The organism is Nostoc sp. DedQUE02, assembly GCF_034531035.1.
GTDB lineage: Bacteria > Cyanobacteriota > Cyanobacteriia > Cyanobacteriales > Nostocaceae > Nostoc.
This window is the reverse complement of sequence record NZ_JAVRBY020000007.1, coordinates 121,013-137,079: the sequence shown is the minus strand read 5'-3', so window position 1 is coordinate 137,079 and position 16,067 is coordinate 121,013. Positions and strand designations below refer to the sequence as shown.

Annotated in this window: 11 protein-coding genes; 8 read left to right on the top strand and 3 right to left on the bottom strand. The window is 40.1% G+C overall.

Annotated elements, in window-relative coordinates:
• Window positions 1–333: 333 nt before the first annotated feature.
• Window positions 334–1,050 (bottom strand): ROK family protein, encoded by a 717-nt coding sequence (locus RMX98_RS09485; protein WP_322681315.1) that lies wholly within the window; start codon window positions 1,048–1,050, stop codon window positions 334–336.
• A 563-nt stretch (window positions 1,051–1,613) separates the two neighbouring features.
• Between RMX98_RS09485 and RMX98_RS09480 the strand changes: the two genes are divergently transcribed.
• Window positions 1,614–2,117, top strand: coding sequence for a 2TM domain-containing protein (locus RMX98_RS09480; RefSeq protein ID WP_322681314.1), 504 nt, complete (start codon window positions 1,614–1,616; stop codon window positions 2,115–2,117).
• A gap of 73 nt (window positions 2,118–2,190) precedes the next feature.
• Here RMX98_RS09480 and RMX98_RS09475 read toward each other — a convergent pair whose 3' ends face one another.
• Together RMX98_RS09475 and RMX98_RS09470 are read right to left on the bottom strand one after the other, a co-directional pair.
• A complete protein-coding gene (locus RMX98_RS09475) occupies window positions 2,191–2,757 on the bottom strand; it encodes a phycobiliprotein lyase (RefSeq protein WP_322681313.1) in 567 nt (188 codons plus the stop codon).
• A gap of 75 nt (window positions 2,758–2,832) precedes the next feature.
• Entirely contained in the window at window positions 2,833–3,513 is a 681-nt protein-coding gene (locus RMX98_RS09470; protein ID WP_322681312.1) for a HEAT repeat domain-containing protein, read from the bottom strand.
• Window positions 3,514–3,977: 464 nt separating this feature from the next.
• Here RMX98_RS09470 and RMX98_RS09465 point away from each other — a divergent pair, with 464 nt between their 5' ends.
• The 7 genes from RMX98_RS09465 to RMX98_RS09435 all read left to right on the top strand — a co-directional run bounded on the left by RMX98_RS09465 (window position 3,978) and on the right by RMX98_RS09435 (window position 15,762).
• Window positions 3,978–4,853 carry a DUF3102 domain-containing protein gene (locus RMX98_RS09465; RefSeq protein WP_322681311.1) on the top strand — a complete coding sequence of 292 codons (876 nt, stop codon included), beginning with the start codon at window positions 3,978–3,980 and terminating at the stop codon, window positions 4,851–4,853.
• 1,422 nt (window positions 4,854–6,275) lie between these two features.
• Window positions 6,276–7,382 carry a 3-deoxy-7-phosphoheptulonate synthase gene (aroF, locus tag RMX98_RS09460; RefSeq protein WP_322681310.1) on the top strand — a complete coding sequence of 369 codons (1,107 nt, stop codon included), beginning with the start codon at window positions 6,276–6,278 and terminating at the stop codon, window positions 7,380–7,382.
• Window positions 7,383–7,629: 247 nt separating this feature from the next.
• A complete protein-coding gene (locus RMX98_RS09455) occupies window positions 7,630–9,333 on the top strand; it encodes an aromatic amino acid ammonia-lyase (protein WP_322681309.1) in 1,704 nt (567 codons plus the stop codon).
• 340 nt (window positions 9,334–9,673) lie between these two features.
• A complete protein-coding gene (locus RMX98_RS09450; RefSeq protein ID WP_322681308.1) occupies window positions 9,674–11,194 on the top strand; it encodes a long-chain fatty acid--CoA ligase in 1,521 nt (506 codons plus the stop codon).
• A gap of 48 nt (window positions 11,195–11,242) precedes the next feature.
• Entirely contained in the window at window positions 11,243–13,093 is a 1,851-nt protein-coding gene (locus RMX98_RS09445; protein ID WP_322681307.1) for a ScyA-related TPP-binding enzyme, read from the top strand.
• Between the two features lie 351 nt (window positions 13,094–13,444).
• Window positions 13,445–14,590 (top strand): 3-oxoacyl-ACP synthase III family protein, encoded by a 1,146-nt coding sequence (locus RMX98_RS09440; protein ID WP_322681306.1) that lies wholly within the window; start codon window positions 13,445–13,447, stop codon window positions 14,588–14,590.
• A gap of 509 nt (window positions 14,591–15,099) precedes the next feature.
• The gene (locus RMX98_RS09435) at window positions 15,100–15,762 is read left to right on the top strand and encodes a PEP-CTERM sorting domain-containing protein (protein WP_322681305.1); all 663 of its coding nucleotides are present in this window, start codon (window positions 15,100–15,102) and stop codon (window positions 15,760–15,762) included.
• The last annotated feature ends 305 nt before the right edge of the window (window positions 15,763–16,067 follow it).

The window sequence follows — 16,067 nt, the reverse complement described above, 5'->3', positions numbered from 1 at the left end:
TTGTCATCCTTTAGAGGGAGTTATAAACTTTTTAGCAATCGCTGTGATTTCGCTCTTTCGCCGTATTATCAAAAAGCTCACACTTTGACCTCAAGATAATGAAACCGCACAACATTGGTTGTTGCACGGTCTTTAATTTGAACTAGAGTTTAGACTACTACATGATAAAATTACACAGAGGCACTGAACATAATGTTTGTGCAATTCTCTTGTCTAATCTGTGTTAATTTTTATATCATTTTGAAATTTTAAGAAAGGATGCACCTTAAAACTGTGTATGTGTAGCGCTTTAGAGAAATCGCTTATACCCAGTTGTGGATATTGAAAAACTTTTTACCTTTTTTCATCTCGCCACAAAGCAATACCACCTAATAAACCAGTGATATTGGGGATAAGTTTGACATTTAATGGTAGCTGTAAATTCACTCTTACAGCTTCACCACCGCCAATGTAAAGGTAATCATAATTGAACAAATGTTGCAAGGATGCGATCGCTTTTTCTAAACGCCTATTCCATCTTTTCTCACCAATTTTTTCCAACTCTGCACGCCCCAACTGTTGCTCAAAAGTCTCTCCTTTGCGGAACGGATGATGCCCCATTTCCATATTCGGTACTAACTTACCATCCATAAATAAAGCCGAACCAAACCCCGTACCTAGAGTAATCACCAATTCGACACCTTTACCTGCGATCGCACCCAACCCTTGCATATCTGCATCATTAATCACCCGTACAGGCTTGTTTAAGTGTTTTAATAGTGCTGTTTCCAAATCAAATCCGATCCAATCTGGATGTAAGTTTACTGCTGTTTCCGTGACTCCAGACCGCACCACACCAGGAAAACCGACTGAAACGCGATGAAATTCACCTTGAGCTGCTGCTAACACAACAATTGCATTAATTACAACCTCCGGTGTCGCAGGTTGGGGTGTATCTAAACGCGCTCTTTCGGTTACAGGATTCCCCGTAATATCCAAAACCATAGCTTTAACGCCACTGCCGCCAATATCAACTGATAGGGTACGAACCGATCCATTTTCTTCAACCATTGAATTACATCCTTGTTTATGTTTGTTATTTCGTTATTAATTATGCTCTGCTGCATTTGATAATATCTCGATGTTTGGAGAGTCTTTATATTGGTGGGCATTGGGCAAAACAGTTCCGAGTTCCGAGTTCCCAGTGCTGAGTAAAGAAATGAGATTCCCCACTCAGCACTCAGCACTCATTACTCAGCACTCTTGAGGTCTGGCTTGCTAGATATTAAGCAAGCAGAAACTGAGATTCCCCACTCAGCACTCAGCACTCAGCACTCATTACTCAGCACTCTTGAGGCGCATCGGGTATGGAGGAGATGAGGGGACAAAGGAAATAAACATCTCAATACTCAATGCTCAATACGGTGCAAGTTATCCAAGATATTTATGCTTATGGACAACCAAAAGTGGAGGAGGGATTGACACGTTTTACTCAAAGTTAAAAATCCCATACATTCGATGCCGGACAGCATCTAGATTTGTTAATGTAAGAATAATGGAAATAGTACTGGCGTAGCTGCTTAAAATTTGTCGAGCAGCAAATTTCTATTAAAAGTAATATAAGAGAAAGAATTATGACGGCGTTTGAACCTCAAAGCATCCGCTCGTATAGCCAAGAAGATGTCCAACAAATTCTGCACTTAGCGATCGCTCGTCAAGCTAATGACAAAGACACAGAATTTTCTTATGAGCAGATATTAGAAATTGCTGCTGAGTTAGAAATATCACCTGATTCTTTAAAATTAGCAGAACGCGATTGGATACTACAACAGGGACAAGTCCAACAACGAAAAGCTTTTGATGCTTACCGCATCAGAAGATTTCAGAAGCGTCTAAGCAAATATGCAATTTTCAATGGCTTTTTTATACTGGTTAATTTAATAACTGCTGGCGGAATTTCTTGGTCGTTGTATATTTTGCTATTCTGCGGATTGCCAGTAGGGCTTGATGTCTGGAATACTTTTCAAATCAAAGGTGAAGAGTATGAAATGGCATTCCAAAAGTGGAGTCGTAACCATCAGATTAAGAAAACCATTAGCACAGTTTTGAATAAGTGGTTTAAGGTATTACAAGCTTAATCAAAACTTTCCCTAACACTAACCCATGTTACTTAATTCCCCCCGTTTCTGGGGGGAATATTTGGCGATCAAATTAACTAGAGACTGAATTAGCCGCTTGAGAAGCCTTCTCAGCTGGTGGAAAGCCACCCATACGAATCTCAGAAGTGAAGGAAGTGATACTAAATCCGCCTAAACTCTTGAGGACATTTACTCGCATTCGCAAATTAGGGCTAGCAAACCACAAGCGTTCCTCTGAGAAAATCGTTTCATCCTCTGTAGTTAGGATCAAAGCACCATCGCTGTCAAATTTATAACGTCCGGCAACTGGAGTTTTATTGGCATCAACTATTTCTCTCAGTAACTTGCCTTGAGCCGGATTATCCGCATCAGGTACCGAAACTAATACAGTTGAACCACTGTGTTTTGTTTGATCCTTGTCCATTGTGCCGTTCCAAGTAATTTTGGTAGCACAGGAAGCAGCACTAGGATTAATGTTGTAATTTTGACACAACTTGATTACTTCTGGATGATCTACTGCTAGCGACTCAATGATGATATCTGACTTGCTATGTTCCGATTGGTTAAAAGCCAAATGTTGACTAGTACGATGAGAAAACCATTTACCAGTACTTAACTGAAAAAACTCTTCAATATTCATGAATGAAATTACCCTGCATCAAAATGCTAAAATTCCCACTTAATTATTATTAAAAGCTAGCAGGAGGCTTTAATATTAAGCTTGATTACCTATTTCTTCAAGCTTCTTGAGGCCAATTCTGGCTGCCTCAGCAACATTAAAATGATTGTCTTTTTCCAAGTATTTTAAAGCTGAGACACTCTTTGGAGTGGGAAGATTTCCCAAGGCTTCTGCTAAACGTTGCCTTACTAACCAATCATCTGATTGAGCGAAGCGCAGGATCTGATCTACAGACTCGATGTCTTTAATTTCTCCCAGTGCAGAGATTGCAGCTTGTTGCAATACAACTTCTTTGCTATCCAATGCTTGAAGAAGAATTTGACGAGCGCGAGGATCTTTAATATTACCTAGAGAAACAGCTGCACTAAAGCGTACTAGCCAATCAGTATCTTCATAAAATGCCCGTGAAAGCACCTCAAAGGCTCTGGCATCACCCAAATATCCTAAAGCACCGGCGGCATCAGCACGTATACCATAATCGGGGTCATTTTCGAGAATTTTTACCAAAATTGAATAACATTCTGGTGTTTGCTTGATTCCCAGGGCAAATATTGCCATCGATCGCAGTTGTAAAGATTCGTCATCCAGTACCTTTTTGATCAAAGGGACTGCATCTTCAGGTGAAACATGACGCAGATTAGCAAGGGCTACCATGCGATCGCGTAAATTCGGACTTTCTAACTGAGTAGAAATTTCTTGTAAGCTTAGAGCTGCCATTTAGTTCAAAGCGTTTTCTTTACTTATCTTAATTTACTCCATCTGTTCATCAGGCTGTCGCCCTACTGAAGTAGGAGTTTGGCGACTTTACAAAATGCCTCAATTATGAATAAAAATGCGATCGCGCTGTACCAGTTGCAAAAGTAGATGTAAAGCGTCTGCCATTTGGGAAAATCACCCGCATCGGTAGCCTTTTTAAGAAACCCTATGGCAACACTCCCAAGAATAATGCCATTCAAAACCTTCGGAATTCAAAAGACTTAAAATCGATGAAAATAGCTTCAGTTAAAGGAAAAATTAATTACTGTGCAGTATAAATAATAAATTTAGGCACATCTAAACTAATTGGCTTGATTATGTAGTTTTGTAAAGAAATAACAAGAACTTGCGTAAAGCTATTAACTTGACCTGAGTTACATAATACAGGTTCACTTAAACATCAAACTACAAGCTTAAAACACTGCTTGGCAAAAATATCTCTCGGAAAAATACAAATGCTAGCAGGAATATACTGTATGAAGATTAGTCACCATGAGTCAACAGCTTTTCCTATCGAAATTAAAGTAATACCTACCCAATCAGAGACAATTATTGACCAGCCTTTAGTATCTAAAAACAAATCAGACTTTGAGAGTAAAGACGAAAAACAACAACGTCTAGCTATTTTAGCAGAAGACACACGACGTAGGTTGAAACGAAGTGCTATGGACATTTATTGCATTGGTGTAAACTTGCTAGAAGCTCAAAAAATTACCGAACATGGCGAGTTTCTACCTTGGTTACGCCAGGAGTTCGGAATGGGAAAAACTTCAGCCTATGAATTTATTCACGTTGCTAGAGCATTTGAGTCAAAAATTCCAATTATCGGAAATTTGATTAATGGTATTACTCCTACTGCTCTCTATAAACTGGCCGCTCCTAGTACATCCGAAGCTGCTAGAGATGAAGCAATAAATCTTTTGAAGGCAGGCGAAGTAGTTGATCCAGATGTTGCGAAAAATCTCATCAAAAAATATAGAAATCCTAAAACAGTAAAAGAACAGGAACAAAAAGCTTCTTCAGCTAGCCAGCAGAGTGATACAAATCAAGTAGAGACATTAGTCTTACCCAAGGCTGGAGTTGGTAATATTGAACAAACAACTAGTAATCATCTGCCCCTCTCTTCTCCACTTCAACAGGATGAACTACAAAAATTGCTAGCGGAATGTGATAATTACAAAGTGCAATTAGAAGCACTACAGAGAACTAATCAGAAACTTAAGCTGGAAGTTGCAAAACTTCGTTCAGAATTAAGTTTATTACAAAGTAGCAAAACTAGAAGTATTGAGGGGAGTCTCTGATAGCTTACCTAAGTACTGAATTATTGAGTTAATTTTCATCTAATAGAATCAATAGATATCTTCAAAATTAAATATGCGTTAGCCATACACAATGTAAAGACATAGCACTGCTATGTCTCTACATTGTTTTAATATCATCGATTGAAACTTGCTTGAGATTATGAATTTATCTGATAACTGAGTAATTTTACAATTTACACACCTATGATTATTTTGCTCTTGAAATATCTTTAAAAGCTCATTTATTACTTCAAAAGTGCTTATCGCCGATTTCTAATTACTAACCCTATAAGGAAAAGAGTATATTTATATTATTCATCCAGCAAAACTTAATTAAATGTATGAAAACTTAGCTTTTACTGTAATCTGTGAAGTATGTTAGTATCATGATTACTGTTTTAAAATCTGTCTAATTGTCTAGATAAAACTAGCTTTTAGATAAATTAGTGCTAAATATAATAGACTTACGAATTTCAATAAATCCACAATTCTCATACAACAATTGTCTCTATAGGAATCCGGTTTGATTACTGAAATCACTTGGCTTAGTAGGCAATAGGCACTCTTGCAATAGGCAAGAGTATTTCAGAAGATTGAGGTATATCGAATTTTTTCAGAAATCAAAGATGAGTCCTATATTATTGATTTATTTATGCCCTGTGCGTCTCGATAGTAGTCTGCTAAAAGACGCTAAGTAGATGGACTAAATTAAAGCTAACTTGACATTGCCGGGTTTCGACTTCGCTCAACCCTCTTTGAATCAAGCTATCGAGCATTGAGCGTTCGCGTAGCGTCTCCCCTTGGGAGAAGTCTAAATGCATCTTATAAATAATTGTGTCCACTTACTTATACGCCTACTGATTGAGAATTTATTTTTTATAATCCTTAAGCTGGAAAAATTTTATCCAGTTTTAATTTTGCATAAAAATAATATAGATAAGCTGAATTAAGCAATAAAATAGCAATAATTAAAAGTCCAATTTTAAAATTGATAAATTTAAGTCAATTTCAAAAATATCATCAAAAAACTATAAATTAGGGCTTGTGTTTTTTTGAGAAGAATGGTAAATATAAAAATAAGCAGCACACTAATAGAAAGTTTAGTGTTTTTAGATGTAGACCTATTAGTAATTGATTTAGTAGGTGATGCTGCAAAAATTAAGACCAGATAAATTTCAAAACCCAGTCGTAGAATCGAAAATTTTCTACGGAGAAAACTTTGATAATCAACAGGCAAAGCCAGAGACTCTATAAGATAATTATTTCGAGAAATTGTAAATAAAAAACTTATAGAAGTTTGCATAAGTTTCAAAAATTGAACTGATAGTTATTTGAGGGTTAAATAAACAACAAACAACATTTTAAAATTTAGAGACTAGAACCAAAGAAATATTTGCAATACTTTTAGGAGACTTAAAGCCAATGATTATCGTCATGAAATTAGGCACACCATCAGTAGAAATTGAGCGTGTTATTGAAGAAATTCGTCGTCGCGAAATCACGCCAGAAGTATGCCAAGGTCAACATAAAGTAGTAATTGGCTTGGTTGGTGAAACAGCAGAAATTGACACGAGACAAATTCAAAACATCAGCCCTTTTATTGAGCAAGTTATCCGAGTAAAAAAACCGTTCAAACGTGCTTCTTTAGAATTCCGCTATGGAGAACATAGTGAAGTGGTTGTATCCACACCTAATGGATCTATTACCTTTGGACAAACTCATCCTTTAGTTGTAGTTGCAGGGCCATGTTCTGTTGAAAACGAGGAAATGATTGTTGAAACAGCACAGATAGTAAAAGCAGCAGGGGCACAGTTTCTACGAGGTGGGGCATACAAACCTCGGACTTCACCTTATGCATTCCAAGGACATGGCGAGAGTGCATTAGGTTTGTTAGCAAAAGCTCGTGAAGCTACTGGTTTGGGTATCATCACAGAAGTCATGGATGCAGCTGATTTAGACAAGATTGTTGAAGTAGCAGATGTGATTCAAATTGGTGCCCGCAATATGCAGAATTTCTCCCTACTGAAAAAAGTCGGCGCTACTGGTAAAGCAGTGTTATTGAAGCGGGGACTGTCAGCCACAATTGAAGATTGGTTGATGTCAGCTGAATATATTTTGGCAGCAGGCAATCCCAATGTAATTTTGTGTGAGCGAGGAATTCGCACCTTTGATCGGCAGTATACACGGAATACTCTTGATATATCTGCAATCCCTGTCTTGCGGACTTTGACTCACTTACCAATTATGATTGACCCTAGCCATGCCACCGGGAAATCAGAGTTTGTCCAACCTATGACCTTGGCAGCGATCGCAGCTGGCGCAGATTCCTTGATGATTGAAGTTCACCCTAACCCAGCCAAGGCTCTTTCAGATGGCCCTCAATCTTTAACACTGGAAGGATTTCAAGACTTAATGCAAGAAATGGCTTCTTTAGGTAAGTACTTTGGTCGTTGGTCTAAACAACATAGCACCACCGTTACCCCCAAGTTTGCTGCACGAGTTTCTGCCACTGCCAGTCGCGCTTTATAAGCGTGCCATTCATCTCTGAGAGGATGTTTTAAAAGTCCTAGAAGGTATAATTCTGCCGTTCTTACTTAGGTCAACTCTGGCGACAAATCAAGGTTTTAGCCATGTACTGAGATACTTAGCTCTGCTAATTTTGAAAGCAAAAGACCCTTTTAAAACATCCTCTAACAAAGCAACAAAAGCACAATTCCCAACAAGGACATCCAATAAGTCCATTATCTGTGCAATTTAAATAATAATTGGAAGTTCAATGAATACAACATCGCTCAACAAAAACAAGACCTTTCATTCTTCTACAACTTCCCTGGTAAATTCCAGCAAAACTGTAGTTGTGGGCAACCAAAACCTAACAATAAACGAAGTAGCCAGTGTGTCCCGTCAGGGTGTTCAAGTACGCCTAAGCGATAATCGAGATGTTTTGCAAGGAGTTCAAGCATCGTGCGATTACATTAGTAATGCTGTGGAATCTGGTCAACCAATTTATGGTGTGACAAGTGGTTTTGGTGGTATGGCCAATGTTGTAATTTCCCCTGAATCTGCGGCACTGCTTCAGAACAACCTGATTTGGTATCACAAAACCGGAACCGGACAAAAATTATCACTAGCTGATGTCCGCGCCGCCATGCTTTTGCGTGCTAACTCCCACTTGCATGGTGCATCTGGCATTCGTCTAGAACTGATCCAGCGTATGGAAACTTTCTTAAATGCTGGAGTTACACCCCATGTATATGAATTTGGATCGATTGGTGCAAGCGGTGATTTAGTGCCTTTATCCTACATTACTGGGGCATTGGTTGGTTTAGACCGTTGTTATACTGTTGACTTTAACGGCGAAGAAATCGACGCACCGACAGCATTGAGTCATCTGGGTTTAGAGCCATTGCAATTACTTCCTAAAGAAGGCTTGGCAATGATGAATGGCACCTCAGTCATGACAGGTATTGCTGCCAATTGTGTCTATGACACCAGAGTTTTATTAGCTCTCTCAATGGGGGCACATGCCCTAGCAATTCAAGGTTTGAATGGTACTAATCAATCATTCCACCCATTTATTCATCAGCTCAAACCGCATTCAGGGCAAAAATGGGCTGCGAACCAAATGCTGAACTTACTAGCAGGTTCACGCTTAGTCCGTGAAGAACTAGATGGTTCTCACAATTATCGGGGTGGAGATCCAATTCAAGACCGTTATTCACTGCGCTGTTTACCACAATACATGGGGCCGATTGTAGATGGGATCGAGCAGATTAAAAAACAAATCGAAGTAGAAATTAATTCTGTCACCGACAACCCACTGATCGATGTTGAGAACCAAGTTAGCTATCATGGCGGTAATTTCTTAGGGCAGTACATCGGTGTCGGAATGGATCAGCTGCGCTACTACATCGGGTTGTTGGCTAAACATTTGGATGTGCAAATAGCCTATCTGGTAGCGCCAGAATTTAACAATGGTTTGCCAGCATCTTTAGTGGGGAACCGAGAGCGCAGTGTCAACATGGGGTTAAAAGGTCTGCAAATATCTGGGAATTCCATCATGCCATTGTTAACCTTCTATGGAAATTCGATCGCAGACAGATTTCCTACCCATGCTGAACAATTTAACCAAAATATCAACAGTCAGGGTTTTGCTTCGGCAAACTTAGCGCGTCGCTCAGTAGATATCTTCCAACAGTATATAGCGATCGCCTTGATATTTGGAGTGCAAGCAGTTGATTTACGCACCTATCTAGTTGCAGACCATTATGATGCCCGTGCTTGTCTGTCTCCCGCTACCAGAGATTTATATATGGCAGTGCGCGATGTCATCGGACAACCAGCTTCACCTGACCGTCCTTACATCTGGAACGACCACGAACAACCTCTTGACGAACACATTGCCCGGATTAGTGCAGATATCGCATCTGGTGGGCAGATTGTGCAAGCAGTTCAAGATATATTGTCGAGTTTAAATTAAGTTTTGAGTAGCTATCTGGTTGAAAAAGAGCCGATGTTCACTGTTCACATTGTGTCCCCGCCACGGCATCCTCATGATATTGGAACTATAAATCGGTCTTGGTAATGTCTATGCACCAGATATTCAGAAGAGAATGACACTAAGATTAGCAAAAATGCTGATTTAACTGGCTTTTGGGTGTAGGTAAAAGCATAACAATAGTTGATACGGTAGTTTTTTCACTTACACCCTTACACCCAGCCTTAGCAAAAATTTCACTTTTTCTTCGTGTCATTCTATTCCGAAAGTTTTGTTAACTTAATTTGTTGCCATACTCAAATGAAAGAGAGACTTTTAAGTTATGAATATTGCTAACCATATCGAGCGCGGTCATTTATTATTTCCTAATAAAATTGCCTTGATTTTTGAGGATAAATCTTTTACCTACAGACATCTAGATCAGTTAGTAAATCGAGTAGCTAACAGTTTACAAGGATTGGGAATAAAAAGAGGCGATCGCGTGGCCTTGTTTTTGCCAAATATTCCAGAGTTTATTACTTCTTATCTTGGCATTCTCAAAATTGGTGCTATTGCTGTCTCTGTGAATGTGATGCTGAAAAGTTCTGAAATTAGCTATATTTTGCACGATTGTGCTGCTAAAGCCATCATCACTACAGAGTCAGGTACTTTAGAAGTTCTAGAGGCAGATTTACCAGAATTGCAACATATTTTGATTGCAGAAGGTAGCAGCAATAAGGGAATAAGTTTAGCCCAACTAATAGAAACTTCTTCCCCTAACGCCCGCGCTGTTGAAATGGATCGCCACGCTCCTGCTAGCATCGTCTACACATCAGGAACCACAGGTTTTCCTAAAGGAGCTACTCTTTCTCACGGCAATATAATTTCTAATATGTATTCCCAAAATCGTTGTTGTGGAATGCAAGCTAATGACCAATTACTACTTTTTCTACCACTATTTCATTGCTTTGGTCAAAACGCTATTCTCAATGCTGCACTGAATTCTTGTTCCACTCTCGTCCTGCAACGGCGGTTTGACCTGGAACAAGTTCTAAATGCGATCGCTACTCATAAAATCACAATGTTCTTTGGTGTACCGACAGTATTCATCAAAATCTTAAATAGCGATATACCTAAGCAAGCCTTTGAGAGCATACGTTATTACTTTTCTGCTGCGGCACCTATGCCAGTTGAAATAGCTCAAATTTGGCAAGAAAAGTATGGAATAGTCATTCATGAAGGGTATGGTTTAACTGAAACCTCACCATGTGCATGTTATAACCACGACTTGAAATACAAACTCGGTTCCATTGGCGCTCCCATTGAAAATGTAGAAATGAAAATTATTGATGCTAACGATCATCAGGTACAGCCTGGTGAATTGGGTCAAATCTTAATTCGAGGGCCTAACGTCATGCTTGGTTATTGGAATCGCCCATTTGAAACTGCTGAAGTAATTAAAAATGGCTGGTTCTATACTGGCGACATTGGTCGGGTAGATGAGAGCGGTTTTTTCTATCTTGTTGACAGATTGAAAGACATGATTAATGTGTCTGGATTTAAGGTATATCCAACTGAAGTTGAAAATGTAATTTATCAACATTCATCTGTTGCTGAGGTAGCTGTATATGGCATTAAGGATGCTTTTAAAGGTGAGATAGTTCAGGCAAATATTGTCTTAAAGCAGGGTCACATAATTAGCGAAGAACAAATTATCAGATTTTGTACTGAAAGGATGGCAAAATACAAACTTCCTTGTAAAGTTAATTTTGTGGATTCCCTGCCAAAAAACCCAACTGGCAAAGTTCTAAAACGAGTTTTACGTCAGCAATCAAGTTTTCAATTAACGGCTATTAAGAACTAAATGCTTTGAGCTAAGTATTCAAGAAAAGTAAAAACAAGGTTGGCAATTGTGAATACTAAATATATCAACAAAAAGGCTAATTCTTCTCAAGGTTTGGGAACAAAAATTAACCTCCCATCTAATCAAATTTCACTTGAAACTTCAACTGGATCTTCCATTTTCTCCCCTGCATCGCTGAATGAAAAATCTCCAGAGTCAGAATTAACCCCTACGGTTGCAGAAGGTCTAATTGAGATCCTGGAAAACTTGGGAGTTAACTATGCATTTGGTGTTTCAGGAGGCGGTATTGGGCCATTATGGGCAACATTAAACCGTAGCAGCATCGAATTGCTTCACTTTCGCCATGAATCAGGAGCAGCCTTTGCCGCCACCGAGGCTTATTTTGCCAGCGATCGCCCCGTCGTGGTATTCACTACTACAGGCCCTGGTATCACTAATGCTCTAACTGGGCTTTTGGCTGCCCGAGGAGAAGGAGCAAAGGTAATTTTCTTGTCGGCTGCAACCTCAACTGGAAATCGCGGTCGGGGAGCTTGTCAAGAAACCAGCGCCCACACAATGCCTTTCTCAGGTATTTTTACCTCAGGCCCACTATTCAATTACGCAACCATATTAGAGTCTGGGGATCAACTACCAGAAATTTCACGCAGACTTGCCCAAGGTTTAGCACAACCAGGCAGCTTTGTAGCCCATATTAGTGTTCCCACCCCAATACAGACGACACCATTAAAAGCACAGTTACCTCAGCCAGCGTTTTCTCAATCTGTACCAACTGCTAGTGAAGAAGCGATCGCTGAATGTGTAAAGTTGTTATCAGCAGAATCCTTTGCTATTTGGGTTGGCTTCGGTGCGCGACACGCCGCAGAAGAAATCCGCCAGTTGGCAGAAAAAACTGGAGCGGCGGTGATGACATCACCTCGTGCCAAAGGCATTTTTCCAGAACATCATCCCCAGTTTATCGGTGTCACAGGCTTTAGTGGGCATTTATCTGTCTTGACATATATGCAAGAGCAACGACCGCAGCGCATATTAGTGTTAGGAACGCGCCTTGGTGAGCCGACTTCATTCTGGAGTCCAGTGATGATTCCTGCTAACGGGTTCGTGCATGTTGATATTGATCCGCAAGTTCCAGGAGTGGCTTATCCATCAGTAGAGACTCTGGCTGTTCACTCTGAAATCCAAGCATTCCTCAGAGCTATATTAAAACACCTTCCACAGCGTCTTAATTGGTTTCCCACTTCCTCCCTACCGCGTCCTGAAGCCTATACGAATACTCAGCGAACAAATGGCTTAGTGCGACCCGAAGCCCTGATGGATGCAATTCAACGGCTAATTATTGAAGGCAGCGATGCCTCAATCTTAGCTGAAGCGGGTAACTCCTTTGCTTGGGCAACTAATTTGCTGCGATTTAACCAACCAGGTCGTTATCGGATTAGTACTGGTTTTGGGTCTATGGGTCATGCTGCCACTGGGGTAGTTGGTACGGCATTAGGGCGAAAAGGTAAAGCTGTTGCTATTGTTGGGGACGGAGCAATGCTGATGAACAACGAAGTTAGCACAGCAGTGAAATTCGAGATTCCATCTGTCTGGATTGTACTCAACGATGGACGCTACAATATGTGCGCCCAAGGAATGGCGTTGCAGGGGTTAAGTGGTAACGTTCCCATAGATACGGAGATACCGAGTACTGATTTTGCCGCGATCGCTAGAGCTATGGGAGCTGATGGCATCTGTGTCTATACCGAGCCTGACTTGGAAGTAGCGCTGCAAAAAGCACTTACCTCTACTGTTCCATTCATTGTTGATGTGAAAATTGACCCAACCCGACCCGCACCTATTGGAGGTCGCATTCAGAGTCTGATTAAGCAAGGAGCCATAGAATCCAAAACAGGGCGTTCCTAAATCAATACGCTTGGGTTAAGCAAATTTATCTGTTAAGGCAGGCTGTTCTTGAGCAGGGGAGGCTTCGGGAGCAGGGGGAGAGAAAAAAGCTTAACTCAACTGTATTGGTTCCTAAATCTGTGCATCTATGTAAATCCTCAATCTTTTGCTCAGAAGTTAATCAAAAAGTCATAGCAATAAGACTTACGCACTCAAAACCTAAAACCTTGATCCCCCCTAACCCCTCTTTTTAAAGGGGGATCTAAAAAGCTCCCTTTTTAAGGGCGTTGGGGGATCTCTTATCGACTGCTATATCAGTATTTTTCAGTTCCATTGTGTAACACCAAAAACAAAATCAACAGGATATTTCTCATGACAACATTAGAACCAGTAGGTATTCGCGCAATCTCAGTTAACTTTCCTAGCATCATCCGCACTAACGATTATTACAGAGAGAATTTCCCCAAGATGGTTGCTGAAGCTGAACAAAAAACCCTGGCGAAACTGTTTATACCCGATAAAGCCACAATCGATAGTGACGACGATATCTGGTCACAAGAGGTAGCACCATATATGTCAGACCCCTTCCGTGGTACTGTCGAGCGAAGGGTGTTAGCTCCTGATGAGACTTCGCTCTCACTAGAATATCGCGCCGCGATCGATGCTCTCGAAGCCGCAAAGCTATCTCCTGAAGACATCGATCTTATGCTCGTTACTTCACTGTTTCCAGAGCAAATCACACCTGGTAATGCTGCTTTTCTCGCAGGTAAACTGGGACTACAGGGTGCGGCGTGGAATATAGAATCAACTTGTACTTCAGGATTAGTTTCGCTTCAGACAGCCTGTTCTCTGGTGCAAACAGGACAGTATCGCAATGTGTTAGTGGTCATCTCCACTACGTACTCGCGCTATACCGACGAAAATGATACTCTAGCGTTTTTATCGGGCGACGGTGCTGGAGCCTTTGTTGTTGGTAAACTGAAACCAAATCAAGGTATTCTTGGTACCAAAATTGCCAATACCTCTGCTACCTGTGGTGCTTTCTATAATGAATTTACTACCGATGAGCATGGTAACGTCAAAATGTTCATCCGAGGCGGCAAAGGTGCAAGCAAGATGTTTAACGAGACGACAGTGAAGTTTATTCGTCTATGTTGCCACGGTGCGATCGCTGATGCTGGACTCACCTTAGATCAAATCAACTTTTTTGTCTTTAATACACCCAGTGCTTGGTATTCACGAGTTTGCATCCGCGCTCTAGATATTGAGCCAGAGCGTACAATCAACATCAATCCTTTATATGCCAACATTGGGCCAACCTTTCCCATTGCGAATCTCTACCACGCCGCCCATGCAGGTAAAATTCGTGAAAATGACCTAGTTCTTGTCTACACAATGGGTTCGTCATCTAATGCTGGTGGTTGTGTAATGCGCTGGGGCGATGTCGCACTAGGCCCTGCTCCTGCTCCATCAGTTAGCTTTTCTCAACAAGAGGAGAAAATTTTGATTCGTCACTAAGAATTTTTGAGAATTCAGAAGTTCTCAGGAAGGTGTTTTGATTTTGAGGAATTGGGAATTGAGAATTGGGAATTGGAAAGAAAGTTTTTTGACTTGTATGGAGCTTTTTCAAAAATCAAAGATGAGTCCTATAGCAGTCAATTTAGTTAAATCTAAAGATGTTAAGGAACCAAACCCAACATTCTCAAGATTTTGTTGAGTTTCGCTGTTGCGAAACTCAACTTACAGCCTCTAACCTTTAATCTCTAACCTCTAACCTCTTATCTATGGAATTTAATTTTTAGAGAGAAATTTGAACAAGGAAGGAATGAATAAATGTGTACTCAAATTTTCACCAAACTAAATAGGAGTTTCATATCAATTTGAGGTTTTACATAATGTTTGTATTATCATTTCTCTCATAATACAAAGAATACACATACACATGGTATTCTCATCCATAACGCGATCGCCTGCTAAACGGTCAACTTCCCAGCATTCAAGTATATCTATATTGCGAGATAACTAAAATGGCTTTGTTAAATAAGTTCTTGATATCTGCTATCAGCGCTGCAACATTTTTAGTTTTAGGAGCAATTGACACAAATCCAGCCCAAGCTGCTCTTTTTAAATTTACCTTCGAGAGTGAGGAAGCCAATGGTTACTTTATTTATGATGACTCAGCTACTAAAATAGAACCTCTCGGGCCTGACTTTCCTCTTGCTGAATATGATGGCTCGGTGGAACAATATTCTATTAATGCAGGGGGTATTGTCGCCGAGGGAACAAAAGGATCGCAACAAGATATACATAATGAAGCCAGAAATATTGTTTATCTTGGACGTGTAGGTAATTTAGGCTACGACGATACTGTTGATGACTTTATTCTTTACGTTCCTCCGGCTGCTCGTGGCGAGCAATACGGTTTGTCAATTCGCTTTAGTTACCCAGAGGGAACCTTTTCAGATTCTGTTGCCATCCGAACGAGCGTACCTGACACTGCTAGACTCAGAGTTTACCCATACTGGGATTTCCCTAATACGACGGGAGACTACACATTTCAAGGAACTGTTAAAACAAAAATCGAAAAGGTTCCTGAACCTGCATCAGTGTCTGCATTATTGGGAGTTGGTGCTTGGTTTATCTTCCGTCGTCGTCAGCGCCAAGGAGAACTACTTGATACAGGGATATAGAAAAGATGCTAGTTTGGTTAACTTTTAACCATATCTATTTTACCCCTCTTTTATCACCTTTGGTCAAATCTGAAATCATCGAACAAGTATTAATTTCACAGAAAGTGATAAAAGAGGGTTACTGATACTTTTCTAGTTTTTAATCCTTGAATTTAAATGGTATATATATGTTTTATAAAAACATATATTTGGTATATATCGCATAAAGACCACACTAGGCGATCGCATCCTCAAAAATCCGCTCTAGCTATTGGTATTTAAAGATATCAAACAACAATATCACTTTCTGAAATTGAGTTGTAGAC

Bases quoted from the DNA above. Each gene is read 5' to 3' on its own strand.
- RMX98_RS09475 (WP_322681313.1), bottom strand. From the start codon at position 2,757: ATGAATATTGAAGAGTTTTTTCAGTTAAGTACTGGTAAATGGTTTTCT.
- RMX98_RS09440 (WP_322681306.1), top strand. From the start codon at position 13,445: ATGACAACATTAGAACCAGTAGGTATTCGCGCAATCTCAGTTAACTTT.
- RMX98_RS09480 (WP_322681314.1), top strand. From the start codon at position 1,614: ATGACGGCGTTTGAACCTCAAAGCATCCGCTCGTATAGCCAAGAAGAT.
- RMX98_RS09470 (WP_322681312.1), bottom strand. From the start codon at position 3,513: ATGGCAGCTCTAAGCTTACAAGAAATTTCTACTCAGTTAGAAAGTCCG.
- aroF (WP_322681310.1), top strand. From the start codon at position 6,276: ATGATTATCGTCATGAAATTAGGCACACCATCAGTAGAAATTGAGCGT.
- RMX98_RS09455 (WP_322681309.1), top strand. From the start codon at position 7,630: ATGAATACAACATCGCTCAACAAAAACAAGACCTTTCATTCTTCTACA.
- RMX98_RS09435 (WP_322681305.1), top strand. From the start codon at position 15,100: ATGGCTTTGTTAAATAAGTTCTTGATATCTGCTATCAGCGCTGCAACA.
- RMX98_RS09485 (WP_322681315.1), bottom strand. From the start codon at position 1,050: ATGGTTGAAGAAAATGGATCGGTTCGTACCCTATCAGTTGATATTGGC.
- RMX98_RS09450 (WP_322681308.1), top strand. From the start codon at position 9,674: ATGAATATTGCTAACCATATCGAGCGCGGTCATTTATTATTTCCTAAT.